The organism is Streptomyces catenulae (assembly GCF_000718015.1).
Classification (GTDB): domain Bacteria; phylum Actinomycetota; class Actinomycetes; order Streptomycetales; family Streptomycetaceae; genus Streptomyces; species Streptomyces catenulae.
The window spans coordinates 61,106-75,229 of record NZ_JODY01000007.1 but is presented as its reverse complement, the minus strand read 5'-3'; the positions used below and the strand labels follow the sequence as shown (position 1 = coordinate 75,229).

Annotated in this window: 18 protein-coding genes; 17 read left to right on the top strand and 1 reads right to left on the bottom strand. The window is 73.9% G+C overall.

The features are described 5' to 3' along the window. Positions 1-118 precede the first annotated feature (118 nt). Genes hisD through hisF form a run of 8 tightly spaced genes read left to right on the top strand, consistent with a single transcriptional unit; the run spans position 119 to position 5,897 of the window. Positions 119-1,441, top strand: coding sequence for a histidinol dehydrogenase (hisD, locus tag IF23_RS0108980; RefSeq protein ID WP_030281677.1), 1,323 nt, complete (start codon positions 119-121; stop codon positions 1,439-1,441). Next, a complete protein-coding gene (locus tag IF23_RS0108975; RefSeq protein ID WP_030281676.1) occupies positions 1,438-2,583 on the top strand; it encodes a histidinol-phosphate transaminase in 1,146 nt (381 codons plus the stop codon). The genes hisD and IF23_RS0108975 overlap by 4 nt, the downstream gene beginning before the upstream one ends. Then, the gene (gene hisB, locus IF23_RS0108970; RefSeq protein ID WP_030281675.1) at positions 2,580-3,173 is read left to right on the top strand and encodes an imidazoleglycerol-phosphate dehydratase HisB; all 594 of its coding nucleotides are present in this window, start codon (positions 2,580-2,582) and stop codon (positions 3,171-3,173) included. Before IF23_RS0108975 ends, hisB begins: the two co-directional genes overlap by 4 nt. Further along, positions 3,170-3,334 (top strand): hypothetical protein, encoded by a 165-nt coding sequence (locus tag IF23_RS34360; protein ID WP_030281674.1) that lies wholly within the window; start codon positions 3,170-3,172, stop codon positions 3,332-3,334. Before hisB ends, IF23_RS34360 begins: the two co-directional genes overlap by 4 nt. Continuing rightward, entirely contained in the window at positions 3,325-3,972 is a 648-nt protein-coding gene (gene hisH, locus IF23_RS0108960; protein WP_030281673.1) for an imidazole glycerol phosphate synthase subunit HisH, read from the top strand. The genes IF23_RS34360 and hisH overlap by 10 nt, the downstream gene beginning before the upstream one ends. Next, positions 3,972-4,700 (top strand): bifunctional 1-(5-phosphoribosyl)-5-((5-phosphoribosylamino)methylideneamino)imidazole-4-carboxamide isomerase/phosphoribosylanthranilate isomerase PriA, encoded by a 729-nt coding sequence (gene priA / locus IF23_RS0108955; RefSeq protein WP_030281672.1) that lies wholly within the window; start codon positions 3,972-3,974, stop codon positions 4,698-4,700. Before hisH ends, priA begins: the two co-directional genes overlap by 1 nt. Before the next feature lie 23 nt (positions 4,701-4,723). Continuing rightward, positions 4,724-5,125: a RidA family protein gene (locus tag IF23_RS0108950; protein WP_030281670.1), complete on the top strand. Its 402-nt coding sequence runs from the start codon at positions 4,724-4,726 to the stop codon at positions 5,123-5,125. Positions 5,126-5,129: 4 nt separating this feature from the next. Further along, positions 5,130-5,897, top strand: coding sequence for an imidazole glycerol phosphate synthase subunit HisF (gene hisF / locus IF23_RS0108945; protein WP_030281668.1), 768 nt, complete (start codon positions 5,130-5,132; stop codon positions 5,895-5,897). 50 nt (positions 5,898-5,947) lie between these two features. On the opposite strand, the gene IF23_RS0108940 is transcribed toward hisF, so the two are convergent. Then, on the bottom strand, positions 5,948-6,580 hold the full coding sequence (locus IF23_RS0108940) for a TIGR03085 family metal-binding protein (RefSeq protein ID WP_030281666.1): 633 nt from the start codon (positions 6,578-6,580) through the stop codon (positions 5,948-5,950). A 122-nt stretch (positions 6,581-6,702) separates the two neighbouring features. Here IF23_RS0108940 and hisI point away from each other — a divergent pair, with 122 nt between their 5' ends. From hisI to trpA, 9 genes are all read left to right on the top strand, one after another. Continuing rightward, positions 6,703-7,101 (top strand): phosphoribosyl-AMP cyclohydrolase, encoded by a 399-nt coding sequence (gene hisI / locus IF23_RS0108935; protein ID WP_030281664.1) that lies wholly within the window; start codon positions 6,703-6,705, stop codon positions 7,099-7,101. Positions 7,102-7,112: 11 nt separating this feature from the next. Then, positions 7,113-8,651: an anthranilate synthase component I gene (locus IF23_RS0108930; RefSeq protein WP_030281662.1), complete on the top strand. Its 1,539-nt coding sequence runs from the start codon at positions 7,113-7,115 to the stop codon at positions 8,649-8,651. Between the two features lie 76 nt (positions 8,652-8,727). Then, positions 8,728-9,375, top strand: a complete 648-nt coding sequence (locus IF23_RS0108925; protein ID WP_030281661.1) for a TIGR02234 family membrane protein — start codon at positions 8,728-8,730, stop codon at positions 9,373-9,375. A gap of 85 nt (positions 9,376-9,460) precedes the next feature. Then, positions 9,461-9,700 carry an HGxxPAAW family protein gene (locus tag IF23_RS0108920; RefSeq protein ID WP_030281659.1) on the top strand — a complete coding sequence of 80 codons (240 nt, stop codon included), beginning with the start codon at positions 9,461-9,463 and terminating at the stop codon, positions 9,698-9,700. 125 nt (positions 9,701-9,825) lie between these two features. Continuing rightward, complete coding sequence (locus IF23_RS0108915) at positions 9,826-10,296, top strand: DUF2752 domain-containing protein (RefSeq protein WP_211266138.1); 471 nt, start codon at positions 9,826-9,828, stop codon at positions 10,294-10,296. Between the two features lie 150 nt (positions 10,297-10,446). Beyond that, positions 10,447-11,256: an indole-3-glycerol phosphate synthase TrpC gene (gene trpC, locus IF23_RS0108910; RefSeq protein WP_030281655.1), complete on the top strand. Its 810-nt coding sequence runs from the start codon at positions 10,447-10,449 to the stop codon at positions 11,254-11,256. Between the two features lie 16 nt (positions 11,257-11,272). Next, positions 11,273-11,569 carry a tryptophan biosynthesis modulator TrpM gene (trpM, locus tag IF23_RS32500; RefSeq protein WP_078653875.1) on the top strand — a complete coding sequence of 99 codons (297 nt, stop codon included), beginning with the start codon at positions 11,273-11,275 and terminating at the stop codon, positions 11,567-11,569. A gap of 349 nt (positions 11,570-11,918) precedes the next feature. Next, on the top strand, positions 11,919-13,181 hold the full coding sequence (gene trpB / locus IF23_RS0108900; protein WP_030281653.1) for a tryptophan synthase subunit beta: 1,263 nt from the start codon (positions 11,919-11,921) through the stop codon (positions 13,179-13,181). Then, the gene (gene trpA / locus IF23_RS0108895; protein WP_030281651.1) at positions 13,181-14,008 is read left to right on the top strand and encodes a tryptophan synthase subunit alpha; all 828 of its coding nucleotides are present in this window, start codon (positions 13,181-13,183) and stop codon (positions 14,006-14,008) included. The genes trpB and trpA overlap by 1 nt, the downstream gene beginning before the upstream one ends. Positions 14,009-14,124 lie beyond the last annotated feature (116 nt).

Here is a 14,124-nt window from a genome sequence, read left to right as displayed (position 1 = left end):
ACGCGTGGTCAGGGCCAACTCCGGTCAACTTCACGGGCCCGTCCGGAGCGCATTGTGCGGTGTATCACTGGGTGATACGGCGGGCCGGGCCCGAGGGCGGGTCTGAGACACTGGGAGGGTGATCTCCCGAATCGATCTGCGCGGTGACGCCCTTCCCGAGGGCGGCGCCCTGCGCGACCTGCTGCCCCGTGCCGAGTTCGACGTGGAAGCCGCCCTGGAGAAGGTGCGGCCGATCTGCGAGGACGTACGCCATCGCGGCACCGCCGCGCTGATCGACTGCGCGCGGCGGTTCGACGGTGTCGAGATCGAGCGGGTCCGGGTCCCCGCCGAGGCGCTGGAGCGCGCCCTGGCCGAGCTGGACCCGGCGGTCCGCGCCGCCCTGGAGGAGTCCATCCGGCGCGCCCGCCTCGTCCACCGCGAGCAGCGCCGCACCGACACCACCACCAAGGTCGTCCCCGGCGGCACGGTCACCGAGCGCTGGGTGCCGGTCGAGCGGGTCGGGCTGTACGTCCCCGGTGGCCGCGCGGTCTACCCGTCGTCCGTCGTGATGAACGTCGTCCCCGCGCAGGAGGCCGGGGTCGAGGGCATCGCGATCAGCTCGCCGCCGCAGAAAGAGTTCGGCGGCCTGCCGCACCCCACGATCCTCGCCGCCTGCGCCCTGCTCGGCGTCGACGAGGTCTACGCCGCCGGTGGCGCCCAGGCCGTCGCGATGTTCGCGTACGGCACCGACGAGTGCCGCCCGGTCAACCTCGTCACCGGCCCCGGCAACATCTTCGTGGCCTCCGCCAAGCGCCTGCTCAAGGGCCGGATCGGGATCGACGCCGAGGCCGGGCCCACCGAGATCGCGGTGCTCGCCGACGCCACCGCCGACGCCCGCCATGTCGCCGCCGACCTGATCAGCCAGGCCGAGCACGACACGCTGGCCGCCGCCGTCCTCGTCACCGACTCCGCCGAGCTGGCCGACGCCGTCGAGGCGGAGCTGAAGACGCAGGTCGCCGCCACGAAGCACCTGGAGCGGATCACCGAGGCGCTCGCCGGGCAGCAGTCCGCGATCGTCCTGGTCGACGGTCTCGACGAGGGCCTGACGGTCGTCGACGCGTACGGCGCCGAGCACCTGGAGATCCAGACCGCCGACGCCACCGCCGTCGCCGCCCGGGTCCGTAACGCCGGAGCGGTCTTCGTCGGCCCCTACGCCCCGGTCTCCCTGGGCGACTACTGCGCCGGTTCCAACCACGTCCTGCCGACGGGCGGCTGCGCCTGCCACTCCTCGGGCCTGTCCGTGCAGTCGTTCCTGCGCGGTATCCATGTCGTGGACTACTCCCGCGACGCGCTGGCCGAGGTCGCCCACCATGTGGTGACCCTCGCCGAGGCCGAGGATCTCCCGGCCCACGGCGCCGCGCTGAAGGCCCGGTTCGACTGGAAGGTCCCGCAGAGCAAGTGACGAACAGCTCCGACGCGTTCCCCTGGGACGCGCTCCCCATCCGGGACGAACTGCGCGGCAAGACCCCGTACGGCGCCCCGCAGCTGGACGTACCGGTCCGGCTGAACACCAACGAGAACCCCTACCCGCTCCCCGAGGAGCTGGTCCGGCGGATCGCCGAGCGGGTCGCCGACGCCGCCCGCGACCTCAACCGCTACCCGGACCGTGACGCCGTAGAGCTCCGCACGGAGCTGGCCCGCTACCTCACCCGCACCGGCGGCCACCCGGTCACCGCGGCGCAGGTCTGGGCGGCCAACGGCTCCAACGAGGTCCTCCAGCAGCTGCTGCAGACCTTCGGCGGCCCCGGCCGCGCGGCCCTCGGCTTCGAGCCCTCGTACTCCATGCACGGGCTGATCTCCCGCGGCACCGGCACCGAGTGGATCTCCGGCCCCCGGAACGACGACTTCACCGTCGACGTCGCGGCGGCGCAGGCACTGATCGCCGAGCGCCGTCCGCATGTGGTCTTCGTCTGCTCGCCGAACAACCCGACCGGCACCGCCGTCGCCGCCGCGACGGTCCTCGCGCTCTACGACGCCGCGCAGGCCGCGCGGGCGGCGAGCGGTGGGGCGCTGGTGGTGGTCGACGAGGCGTACGGCGAGTTCAGCCACCACCCCTCGCTGCTGCCGCTGATCGAGGGACGGCCCAACCTGGTCGTCTCGCGGACGATGTCGAAGGCGTTCGGCGCCGCCGGGCTCCGCCTGGGCTACCTCGCCGCCGATCCGGCCGTGGTCGGCGCCGTCCAGCTGGTGCGGCTGCCGTACCACCTCTCCGCGGTGACCCAGGCGACGGCGCTGGCCGCCCTGGAGCACACCGACACCCTGCTGAAGTACGTCGAGCAGCTCAAGGCCGAACGCGACCGGCTGGTGACGGAGCTGCGCGCGGCGGGCTGCGAGGTCGTCGACTCCGACGCCAACTTCGTGCAGTTCGGCCGGTTCGACGGCCCGGGCGGCGCGCACGCCGCGTGGCAGGCCCTCCTCGACCGGGGCGTCCTGGTCCGGGACAACGGCGTGCCGGGCTGGCTGCGGGTCTCCGCGGGCACCCCGGACGAGAACGACGCGTTCCTCGAAGCGGTACGCGAACTGATGAAGGAGCAGAGCGCATGAGCCGCGTCGGACGCGTCGAGCGCACCACCAAGGAAACCTCGGTGCTCGTCGAGATCAACCTCGACGGCACCGGCCAGGTCGACGTGTCGACGGGCGTGGGCTTCTACGACCACATGCTCGACCAGCTCGGTCGCCACGGCCTCTTCGACCTCACCGTCAAGACCGACGGCGATCTGCACATCGACACCCACCACACCATCGAGGACACCGCCCTCGCGCTCGGCGCCGCCTTCAAGCAGGCGCTCGGCGACAAGGTGGGCATCTACCGCTTCGGCAACTGCACCGTCCCGCTCGACGAGTCCCTGGCGCAGGTCACCGTCGATCTCTCCGGCCGCCCGTACCTCGTGCACACCGAGCCGGAGAACATGGCGCCGATGATCGGCAGCTACGACACGACGATGACCCGCCACATCTTCGACTCGTTCGTCGCCCAGGCGCAGATCGCCCTGCACATCCACGTCCCGTACGGCCGCAACGCCCACCACATCGTGGAGTGCCAGTTCAAGGCGCTGGCGCGGGCGCTGCGGTACGCCAGCGAACGCGATCCGCGCGCCGCCGGAATCCTCCCGTCCACGAAGGGTGCCCTGTGAACGGCCTGTCGACCGCCTTCATCCTGGTCGGTCTCTTCCTCGTCGGCGGCATCTACTCCTTCTGGAAGCAGAAGATGCCCCGCAGCCTGATCACGCTGCTGTCCATCGGCGCGGCGATGTGCCTCGTCGCCGGGGTGATGCGGCTGGAGGTGTGGAATTGACGGCCGCGAAGAAGGTCGTGGTCTTCGACTACGGCTTCGGTAACGTCCGCTCCGCCGAGCGTGCCCTGGCGCGTGCCGGGGCGGAGGTGGAGATCACCGGCGACTACGACCGCGCGATGCGCGCCGACGGGCTGCTGGTCCCCGGCGTCGGCGCGTTCGCCGCCTGTATGCGGGGGCTGCGCGAGGCCCGCGGCGACTGGATCGTGGGACGTCGGCTCTCCGGCGGCCGCCCGGTGATGGGCATCTGCGTCGGGATGCAGATCCTCTTCGCCCGCGGTATCGAGCACGGTGTGGAGACCGAGGGGCTGGACGAGTGGCCCGGCACGGTCGGCCCGCTGAAGGCCGACGTCGTCCCGCACATGGGCTGGAACACCGTCGCGGCGGCCGAGGGCTCCCGCCTCTTCGCCGGTCTGGACGCGGACGCCCGCTACTACTTCGTCCACTCCTACGCGGCGCACGACTGGGAGCTGGAGACCGGCAACCCGCACATCGCCGCCCCCAAGGTCAGCTGGGCCACCCACGGTGCGCCCTTCGTGGCCGCGGTCGAGAACGGCCCGCTGTGGGCCACACAGTTCCACCCCGAGAAGTCCGGCGATGCCGGAGCCCAGCTGCTGAGCAATTGGATCGAGACCCTGTGATGGCCCACCCGAAGCTCGAACTCCTCCCCGCCGTCGACGTCCGTGACGGCCAGGCCGTCCGGCTGGTGCACGGCGAGTCCGGCTCCGAGACCGCCTACGGCGACCCGCTCCAGGCGGCGCTGGCCTGGCAGCAGGCGGGCGCCGAGTGGCTGCACCTCGTCGACCTCGACGCGGCGTTCGGCACCGGCGACAACCGCGCGCAGATCGCCGAGGTCGCCCGCGCCATGGACATCAAGGTCGAGCTGTCCGGCGGCATCCGCGACGACGCCTCGCTCGCCGCGGCGCTCGCCACCGGCTGCCGCCGCGTCAACCTCGGCACCGCCGCGCTGGAGTCCCCCGAGTGGGTCGCCAAGGTCATCGCCGAGCACGGTGACAAGATCGCGGTGGGTCTGGACGTCCGCGGCACCACGCTCCGCGGCCGCGGCTGGACCCGCGACGGCGGCGACCTCTACGAGACGCTGGCCCGCCTCGACTCCGAGGGCTGCGCCCGTTACGTCGTCACCGACATCAACAAGGACGGCACGCTCCAGGGCCCCAACGTCGAGCTGCTCAAGAACGTCTGCGCGGCCACCGACCGCCCCGTCGTCGCCTCCGGCGGCGTCTCCTCCCTCGACGACCTGCGCACGCTCGCGTCGCTGGTGCCCGAGGGTGTGGAAGGTGCGATCGTCGGCAAGGCGCTCTACGCGAAGGCGTTCACCCTGGAAGAGGCGCTGGCAGCAGTGGCCTGACCGGATGACCGAAAGGCGGCGTGATGACCATCGAGCGGGTACGGACCAGCAGTCCCTGGGAAGAGACGATCGGCTTCGCCCGCGCGGTGGCCGCCGGTGACCGGGTGCTGGTCGCCGGGACGCTGCCCTTCACCGACGACGGTGTGCTCCAGGGCGAGGGCGACCCCTACGAACAGGCCACGGCGGCCTTCGGGAACGCCCTGGCGGCCCTGGAGCCGTTCGGCCTGGACGCCGCCGCCGTCCTGCGCACCCGGATGTATCTGACCCATGTACGGGACGTGGACGCGGTGGCCCGCGCCCACCGGGAGATCTTCGGCGCCGCCCCGCCGGTCGCGACCCTCGTCGTGGTCTCCGGTTTCGTCGACCCCCGCGTACTGGTCGAAGTGGAACTCGAAGCCTTCAAGCAACCCTCCGAAGGAGCCTGACGCCATGACCCTGGCGGTCCGTGTCATCCCCTGCCTGGACGTCGACAACGGCCGGGTCGTCAAGGGCGTGAACTTCCAGAACCTGCGCGATGCGGGGGACCCGGTCGAGATGGCCCGGATCTACGGCGAGGAGGGCGCCGACGAGCTGACCTTCCTCGACATCACCGCCTCCTCCGGCAACCGCGAGACCACCTACGACGTGGTCCGCCGCACCGCCGAGCAGGTCTTCATCCCGCTGACCGTCGGCGGCGGCGTGCGCAGCGCCGAGGACGTCGACAAGCTGCTGCGCGCCGGTGCGGACAAGGTCGGTGTGAACACCGCGGCGCTGGCCCGGCCCGAGCTGATCCGGGAGATCGCCGAGCGGTTCGGCAGCCAGGTGCTGGTGCTCTCCGTCGACGCCCGCCGGGTGACCGCCGCCGACGGCACCACCTCCTTCGAGGTGACCACGCACGGCGGGCGCCGCTCCGCCGGGGTCGACGCCGTCGAGTGGGCGCACCGCGCCGCGGAGCTGGGCGCCGGGGAGATCCTGCTGAACTCCATGGACGCCGACGGCACCAAGGACGGCTACGACACGGAGATGATCGAGGCGGTCCGTCGGCATGTCTCCGTGCCGGTGATCGCCTCCGGCGGCGCCGGACGGCTCGCCGACTTCGCCCCGGCGGTCGCCGCGGGCGCCGACGCGGTGCTGGCCGCCTCCGTCTTCCACTTCGGTGACCTGCGCATCGGCGAGGTCAAGGGCGCGCTGCGGGAGGCCGGGCACCCGGTCCGCTGACGACGGGCGCGGGGGCGGGGCCGCACGCGCGGTCCCGCCCCCGGTCGCTCTCAGATCCCCAGTGCCGCCTGCCGGGCCCCGGCCACCGCCTCCGGGTCGCCCGCCAGCTCCACGTTCGCCTGCTGCTGACGCCCGTAGGCGAAGAGGGTCAGCTCACCGGGCTCGCCGACGACCGTCACCACCGGGGCGCCGCGCCGGGCCACCGCGGTGCGGCCGTCCGGGCGCCGCAGCACCAGGCCCACCGGCGACTTCCGGCCCAGCAGCTTCGCCGCCTTCTCCAGCCGGGACCAGAGCGCGTCCGCGAAGACCGGGTCCAGCTCCCGCGCCGACCAGTCCGGCTGCGCCCGCCGCACGTCCTCGGTGTGGACGTAGAACTCGACGGTGTTCGACGCCTCGTCGATCTGCTTCAGGGAGAACGGCGACATCCGCGGCGGACCGCTGCGGATCAGCCCCAGCAGCTCCTCGTAGGGCTTGGCGGTGAATTCCGCCTGGACCCGCTCCAGGCGGGCCGCCAGCGGCTTGAACAGCAGACCGCCCGCCGCGTCCGCCCGGCGTTCGCGCACCACCACATGGGCGGCGAGATCGCGGGTGCGCCAGCCCTCGCAGAGTGTCGGCGCATCGGGGCCGACGCTCTCCAACAGGTCGGCGAGGAGGAGCCGTTCACGCTTCGCATGGGTCGACATACGGCCAGCCTACGACCGGCCCCGCCGCCCTGCCACGCCGCGGCCCGTCCCGCCGGGGCGCCGCCCGCCCGCCGCGGGTCCGCGGCGCCCGTCCCGCGTCGCCCGCACGGCACAATGGCCCCATGAGCAGCCGCGCCACCGACACCGCAGCCCCCGCCGCCCCCGGCAGCACCGCCCTCGACCCCGCCGTCGCCGCCCGCCTCAAGCGGGACGCCGACGGCCTCGTCCCGGCCATCGCCCAGCAGTACGGCACCGGCGAGGTCCTCATGCTGGGCTGGATGGACGACGAGGCGCTGCACCGCACCCTCACCACCGGCCGCTGCACGTACTGGTCGCGCAGCCGCCGGGAGTACTGGGTCAAGGGCGACACCTCGGGACACGTCCAGCGCGTCCGTTCGGTGGCCCTGGACTGCGACGCCGACACCGTGCTGGTCACCGTGGAACAGACCGGCGCCGCCTGCCACACCGGGGCCCGTACCTGCTTCGACGCCGACGTCCTGCTCACGGACGGCGACCAGTAGGCTCCGCTGCCATGACCACGGGAACCACCGGCACCGCCACACCGGACCTCGACACCTTCCGCACCCTCGCCAAGGACCGCCGGGTCGTCCCCGTCACCCGGCGTCTGCTGGCCGACGGCGACACCCCGGTCGGGCTCTACCGCAAACTCGCCGGTGAACGGCCCGGCACCTTCCTCCTGGAGTCCGCCGAGAACGGCCGTACGTGGTCGCGGTACTCGTTCGTCGGCGTCCGCAGCGCCGCCACGCTGACGGCCCGCGACGGGCGGGCGCACTGGCTGGGCACCCCGCCGGTCGGGATGCCCACCGGCGGCGACCCGCTGGCCGCGCTCCGCGCCACCGTCGAGGCCCTGCACACCCCGCGTGACCTGCTGGAGGACGCCGGTCTGCCGCCGTTCACCGGCGGCATGGTCGGCTACCTCGGCTACGACGTCGTCCGCCGCCTGGAGAAGATCACCGAGCGGACCGCGGACGATCTCGGGCTGCCGGAGCTGACCATGCTCCTCACCTCCGACCTCGCCGTCCTCGACCACTGGAACGGCACCGTCCTGCTGATCGCCAACGCGATCAACCACAACGACCTGGACACCGGCGTCGACGAGGCGTACGCGGACGCCGTCGCCCGGCTCGACGCGATGGCCGACGACCTCGCCCGCCCGGCGCCCGCGAGCGCCGCCGCGCTGCCGCCGTCGGAGCTGCCGCCGTTCACCGCCGAGTGGGGCGGCGCCGCGTACCAGGACGCCGTCGAGGACATCAAGGAGCGCATCCGCGCCGGTGAGGCGTTCCAGGTGGTGCCCTCGCAGCGCTTCGAGACGGCGTGCACGGCGAGCGCCCTGGACGTCTACCGGGTGCTGCGGGCCACCAACCCCAGCCCGTACATGTACCTCTTCCGCTTCGCGGGTGACGGGGAGCGCAGCGGCTTCGACGTGGTCGGCTCCAGCCCCGAGGCGCTGGTCAAGGTCGAGGACGGCCGGGCCATGGTGCACCCCATCGCCGGGACCCGGCCGCGCGGCGCCGGGGTCCAGGAGGACCAGGCCCTCGCCGACGAGCTGCTGGCCGACCCCAAGGAGCGCGCCGAGCACCTGATGCTCGTCGACCTGGGCCGCAACGATCTGGGCCGGGTCTGCGAGCCGGGCAGCGTCGAGGTCGTCGACTTCATGTCGGTCGAGCGCTACAGCCACGTCATGCACCTGGTCTCCACCGTCACCGGCACCGTCGCCGAGGGCCGTACCGCCTTCGACGTCCTCACCGCCTGCTTCCCCGCGGGCACCCTCTCCGGCGCGCCCAAGCCGCGCGCGCTGCAGATCATCGAGGAGCTGGAGCCGACCCGCCGCGGGCTGTACGGCGGCTGCGTCGGCTATCTGGACTTCGCCGGTGACTCCGACACCGCCATCGCCATCCGCACCGCCCTGCTGCGCGACGGCACCGCGTACGTCCAGGCAGGCGCGGGCGTCGTCGCCGACTCCGATCCGGTCGCCGAGGACACCGAGTGCCGCAACAAGGCCGCCGCGGTGCTGCGCGCGGTGCACACCGCCAACCGCCTCGGCGGCTGACCCCGGCGCCCCGACCGCCCGCGGCGACCGGCCACCCCGTGGCCCGGCACCGCGGGCGGTGCGCGATAGTGGGGGAGTGAGTGCCGCAACCCAGCCCCCCGCCGCCACCGCGCCCGCGCCGTCCGCCCGGCCCCGCAGCGCCCGGCGCAGCCTCGCCGCCGCACTGCTGCTGGGCGCCGCCGGATCCGCCCTCGCCCTGCTGGCGTCCGGCCGCGTCTGGTCCCGGGGCACCGCCGCCCTCGCCCAGGGCGATCTGCCGCGCACGGTGACCGGCTCCGACGTCACGGGCGTCCCCACCGCGCTCGCCGTCGTCGGCCTCGCCGCGCTGGTCGCGGTCTTCGCGGTGCGGCGCGTCGGCCGGTACGCCGTCGCCGCCCTGCTCGCCCTCAGCGGCGCGGGCATCGCGCTCGCCGCGGCGGCCGGTTACGGCGACACCTCCGCGCTGCGGGAGCAGGCCGCCACCGCCGTCGGGCTGAGCGGCACCGATGTGCATCACGTCACGCACAGCGTCTGGCCGTGGGTCTCCGTCGCGGGCGGGGTGCTGCTGCTGATCGCCGGTCTCCTCGCGCTCCTCTTCGGCCGCCACTGGCCCGCGATGTCGGGCCGTTACGAGCGCGTGCCGGGTGGCGCCCGCGCCCCGCGCCGGGCCGCCGCGCCGGTCGACCCGGACCGCCCCGAGGAGCTGTGGAAGTCGCTGGACCGCGGTGAGGACCCCACCCGGTAACGGAGTTTCCTCCGGCATCGGTGACAATGGACGGCGAGGCACCGCGCCCGACCCGGCGCGACAGAGCTACGAGGAGCAGAGCATCATGTCGAGCAGTGGCCACGGACACACCCCCGCCGCCTGGACCGGCGTCATCATCTCGTTCATCGGCTTCTGCGTCGCGGGGGCCTTCATGGTGCTGGCGAACGTGCCCGGTTTCTGGGCCGGCATCGTCCTCATCGGTCTCGGTGCGGTCGTCGGCGGTGTGATGCGCCTCGCCGGTCTCGGCTCGGAGCCCAAGCGCTCGGCCGCCCCGGTCGCCGTGGCCCAGCCCCAGGAGGGCTGACCCCGTGGCGCCGCTCCCGGCGCCACACCCGAAGCTTTGAAGGCGCCGCTTCCCGGTCGCCGTCCGTACCCCGTACGGATGCCGGGAAGCGGCGCCTTCGCGCGTCCCCCGGGACAATCGGCGGGGTGAACGCACCCGCGGCCCCGCCCCGGTCCGACGCCCCGCACCCCGCCGCACCGCCCGTCCGCCCCGGCCGGGGGCCGCTGCGCCGCCTCGCCGCCCCGCTGGGCGCGGCCGCCGCCGCGGTCGCCGCCTTCGGCTACGTCGGCGCGGTCGACCCGAACCACCCCGGCCACTACCCGGTCTGCCCGCTGCTGCATCTGACCGGCATCTTCTGCCCGGCCTGCGGCGGCCTGCGCAGCGCCCACGCGGTGGCCCACGGCGAGCTGCCCGCCGCGCTCGGCGCCAACGCCGTGGCGGTCCTCGGGTACGCCGCCTGTGCGGTGTTCTGGCTGGTCTGGACGGTCCGCGCGGCGCGCGGGCTGCCGACGGCCGGGCCGCGCCCGCGCCGGGTCCACCGGTGGGCGCTGACCGCCCTCCTCGCCGTCTTCACCCTCGTCCGCAACCTCCCCTTCGGCGCCTTCCTGCACCCCTGACCCGGGCGGCGGCTGTCCAGCTGATGGGACCGGCGGCGGCCGGGTGCGGGACCTCGGGTCCCGGCCGGATACCATCGGGAGTGCCTACGGTGAGCGGCGCTCACCGCCCGGCGCCCGTCCCCGCCACCGCTTCCGAAGGAGGCCGCTCGCGTGAGTGTGCTCGACGAGATCATCGACGGAGTCCGCGCCGACCTCGCCGAGCGGCAGGCGCGCGTCGGCCTCGACGAGCTGAAGGAGCGCGCCCGCGCCGCCCGCCCGGCCAAGGACGGCGTCGCCGCCCTCAAGGGCGAGAGCGTGACGGTCATCTGCGAGGTCAAGCGCTCCAGCCCCTCCAAGGGCGCACTCGCCGCCATCGCCGACCCGGCGGGTCTCGCCGCCGACTACGAGGCCGGTGGCGCCGCGGTCATCTCCGTCCTCACCGAGCAGCGCAAGTTCGGCGGCTCGCTCGCCGACCTCGAAGCGGTCCGTGCCCGGGTCGACATCCCGGTGCTGCGCAAGGACTTCATCGTCACCGCCTACCAGCTGTGGGAGGCCCGGGCGTACGGCGCCGACCTCGCGCTGCTGATCGTCGCCGCGCTGGAGCAGGAGGCGCTGGTCTCGCTCATCGAGCGGGCCGAGTCGATCGGCCTGACGCCGCTGGTCGAGGCGCACGACGAGGAGGAGGTCGCCCGCGCGGTCGACGCCGGGGCCAAGATCATCGGGGTGAACGCGCGCAACCTCAAGACCCTGGAGGTCGACCGCGGCAACTTCGCCCGGATCGCCCCCGAGATCCCCGACCACATCGTCAAGATCGCCGAGTCCGGCGTCCGTGGCCCGCACGACCTGATCGCGTACGCCAACGACGGCGCGGATGCCGTCCTCGTCGGCGAGTCGCTGGTCACCGGCAAGGACCCGCGCACCGCCGTCGCCGATCTGGTCGCCGCCGGATCGCACCCCGCCATCCGGCACGGCCGGGCCTGAAGGCGGACCCGACCCCATGACCGCCACCGGCAGCCACCGCACCGCCCGGGACCCGTTCCCGGGCCTGTGCGGCGTGCCCGCCGGTGCGCCCGCCGGGCCGGACGACCTGCCCGGCCACGGCCCTTCCCCCGCCCTGACCCGCCGGGCCCGCCGGGCCCGACCCCGGGCGGCGGTCCGCTGCGCGCTGCCGCCCTGGCACCGCGGCTGCCGGGCCCCCGCCCGCCGTGTCCACGGCCGCCGGGTCCGGTACCACATCGGCTCCGAGCCCGGCCAGACCAACGGCATGCGATGGCGCCGGGGGCCCGTGCGCTGACGCGTGCGCGCCCCGGTGACGGTGTGGCGGGTGTGCCGCTCCGTGCTGCCGGGACACCTTCCGGCGGGCAGCCGTAACGATCATCAGGTCGGCGGCGTCGCACCGGTACCCTCGCGGGCCGGTTGCTCGTTAGGCAGGGCGCGGCGCTCCCACGGCCCGGCGGATGTCCAACGGCCGTACGGCGACCGGGAGTCACCGGCGGCCGGTTCCGTCGGCGTACCGCGCGCCCCGCGCACCGATCGCGCGGGCGGCGCACGCCCCCCTTGCTTCTCCACACCCTTCCCATCCCTTTCTCACCTTTCCGACAGACCCAGTCCGGGGCGAGGGCCCCGGCAGAGGAGTGCGTCAGATGTCCTCCGATTTCTTCGTGCCCGACCCGGAGGGGCTGGTTCCCGGCCCCTCGGGCTACTTCGGTGCCTTCGGCGGCAAGTTCATCCCCGAGGCGCTGGTCGCCGCGGTCGACGAGGTGGCCGCCGAGTACGAGAAGGCCAAGGCCGACCCGGCGTTCGCCGCCGAGCTGGACGAGCTGATGGTCAACTACACGGGCCGTCCCAGCGCCCTGACCGAGGTGTCGCGGTTCGCCGAACACGCCGGTGGCGCCCGGGTGTTCCTCAAGCGCGAGGACCTCAACCACACCGGCTCGCACAAGATCAACAACGTGCTGGGGCAGGCGCTGCTCACCAAGCGGATGGGCAAGACCCGCGTCATCGCGGAGACCGGCGCCGGTCAGCACGGCGTCGCCACCGCCACCGCCTGCGCCCTCTTCGGCCTCGACTGCACCATCTACATGGGCGAGATCGACACCGAGCGGCAGGCGCTGAACGTCGCCCGGATGCGGATGCTCGGCGCCGAGGTCATCGCCGTGACCTCCGGCAGCCGCACCCTGAAGGACGCCATCAACGAGGCGTTCCGCGACTGGGTCGCCAACGTCGACCGCACCCACTACCTCTTCGGCACGGTCGCGGGCCCGCACCCCTTCCCGGCGCTCGTCCGCGACTTCCACCGCGTCATCGGCGTCGAGGCGCGGCGGCAGATCGTCGAGCGCGCCGGGCGGCTGCCCGACGCCGCGGTCGCCTGCGTCGGCGGCGGCTCCAACGCCATCGGCCTCTTCCACGCCTTCCTGCCCGACGAGAGTGTGCGGCTGGTCGGCTGCGAGCCCGGCGGCCACGGCATCGCCACCGGCGAGCACGCCGCGACCCTCACCGAGGGCAGCCCCGGCATCCTGCACGGTTCGCGCTCGTACGTCCTCCAGGACGAGGACGGGCAGATCACCGAGCCGTACTCGATCTCCGCCGGTCTCGACTACCCGGGCATCGGCCCGGAGCACTCGTACCTCAAGGACAGCGGGCGGGCCGAGTACCGCGCGGTCACCGACGACGCGGCGATGCAGGCGCTGCGGCTGCTGTCGCGCACCGAGGGCATCATCCCGGCCATCGAGAGCGCGCACGCGCTGGCCGGTGCCCTGGAGCTGGGCCGTGAGCTGGGCCCCGACGGCCTGCTGCTGGTGAACCTCTCGGGCCGGGGCGACAAGGACATGGACACCGCGGCCCGCTACTTCGGGCTGTACGACAACGCGGGCGACCACGCCGGCAGCGGCGAGGGGGAGAAGTGATGACGGGCACGACGGGCAACATCGCCCTGCTGGACTCGGTGCTGGCGACGGCGCGCGAGGAGAACCGCGCCGCGCTGGTCGGCTACCTTCCCGCCGGGTTCCCGACCGTGGACGGCGGCATCCGGGCGGCGAGGGCGATGCTGGAGGGCGGCTGCGACATCGTCGAGATCGGGCTGCCGCACAGCGACCCGGTCCTCGACGGGCCGGTCATCCAGACCGCGGACGACATCGCGCTCCGCGGCGGCGTGCGGATCCCCGACGTGATCCGCACGGTCGGCGAGGCGCACGCCGCCACCGGTGCGCCGGTGCTCTGCATGACGTACTGGAACCCGGTCTACCGCTACGGCGTCGAGCGGTTCGCCGCCGAGATGGCCGCCGCGGGCGGCGCCGGGTGCATCCTGCCGGACCTGCCGGTGCAGGAGGCCGCGGAGTGGTGTGCGGCGGCGGAGAAGCACGGTCTGGCGACCGTCTTCGTCGTCGCGCCCAGCACCCGCGACGCCCGCCTCGCCGAGATCACCGCGGCGGGCAGCGGCTTCGTCTACGCGGCGTCGCTGATGGGCGTCACCGGCACCCGCGAGTCGGTCGGCCACGAGGCGCAGGAGCTGGTCCGCCGCACCCGCGCCACCACCGACCTGCCGGTCTGCGTCGGCCTCGGCGTCTCCAACCCCGAACAGGCCGCGGAGGTCGCGCAGTTCGCCGACGGTGTCATCGTCGGCTCGGCGTTCGTGCAGCGGATGCTGGCCGACGAGCACGATCTGGAGGCCGGGCTCGCCGGGGTCCGGACGCTGGCCGGGGAGCTGGCCGCCGGGGTGCGCAAGCGGTCCTGACGCCGCCGTCGGCCGGGGCGGGCCGCGGGCACGTGTGTGCGGCGCGGCGGGTTCCGTCCCCCGATAGGGCGAACATCGGTGCGGAGGGGTGCGGCAGCGCCCCTCCGCTTCGTTTT

Coding starts and splice junctions, on each gene's coding strand:
- hisB (WP_030281675.1), top strand. CDS start 2,580: ATGAGCCGCGTCGGACGCGTCGAGCGCACCACCAAGGAAACCTCGGTG.
- priA (WP_030281672.1), top strand. CDS start 3,972: ATGGCCCACCCGAAGCTCGAACTCCTCCCCGCCGTCGACGTCCGTGAC.
- IF23_RS0108950 (WP_030281670.1), top strand. CDS start 4,724: ATGACCATCGAGCGGGTACGGACCAGCAGTCCCTGGGAAGAGACGATC.
- hisF (WP_030281668.1), top strand. CDS start 5,130: ATGACCCTGGCGGTCCGTGTCATCCCCTGCCTGGACGTCGACAACGGC.
- IF23_RS0108940 (WP_030281666.1), bottom strand. CDS start 6,580: ATGTCGACCCATGCGAAGCGTGAACGGCTCCTCCTCGCCGACCTGTTG.
- hisI (WP_030281664.1), top strand. CDS start 6,703: ATGAGCAGCCGCGCCACCGACACCGCAGCCCCCGCCGCCCCCGGCAGC.
- IF23_RS0108930 (WP_030281662.1), top strand. CDS start 7,113: ATGACCACGGGAACCACCGGCACCGCCACACCGGACCTCGACACCTTC.
- IF23_RS0108920 (WP_030281659.1), top strand. CDS start 9,461: ATGTCGAGCAGTGGCCACGGACACACCCCCGCCGCCTGGACCGGCGTC.
- trpM (WP_078653875.1), top strand. CDS start 11,273: ATGACCGCCACCGGCAGCCACCGCACCGCCCGGGACCCGTTCCCGGGC.
- trpB (WP_030281653.1), top strand. CDS start 11,919: ATGTCCTCCGATTTCTTCGTGCCCGACCCGGAGGGGCTGGTTCCCGGC.
- trpA (WP_030281651.1), top strand. CDS start 13,181: ATGACGGGCACGACGGGCAACATCGCCCTGCTGGACTCGGTGCTGGCG.